At 45.4% G+C, this 447-nt stretch carries 1 protein-coding gene; it reads right to left on the reverse strand.

The genetic code is table 11. The annotated features are described in order from the left end of the window. Positions 1–344: helix-turn-helix domain-containing protein (locus tag NWP17_RS00955; protein ID WP_280653044.1), on the reverse strand; the 344-nt coding region annotated here is incomplete at its 3' end. Positions 345–447: the final 103 nt, after the last annotated feature.

Raw genomic sequence — 447 nt, forward strand, 5'->3', positions numbered from 1 at the left:
TCTGGAAACCTTTTGGTGAATTCCTCCATGCTCCTGAGTTTGCGTGCTGGCAAAACTTGCTTTTCTCCTAAAGTGGTTTCTAGCACAGACAGTAGTCGATGTACCCAATCATGAGCACAGGAGCGGTCAAAGTTGAACAACACACTCAGCAAGTCAAACGTCGGATAACATTTGCAGTACAGCAGGATATAAAATAGTTTTTCCTCTATACTTCTGAGTGTAGGCTTGCGTCCGCCCCCGGGTGCACGTTTGCGGTTTGCTAAGGAGTTGAACACGGTGCGTTCATAGGTATCAGCAAACTGAGATAACAGCTCGTTGAATGCTTGGCGGTTAAGTCCAGTCATTGCTCGTAGCAGTCGCTCTTGATTCAGGACGCGGTCTAACTTCAACATTAATGTCACCCTACTTGTCTGCTTGATTATTATCCCTTATTTTCCAACAACTCTA

The sequence above is a fragment of the Chrysosporum bergii ANA360D genome, assembly GCF_029891735.1.
GTDB lineage: Bacteria > Cyanobacteriota > Cyanobacteriia > Cyanobacteriales > Nostocaceae > Umezakia > Umezakia bergii.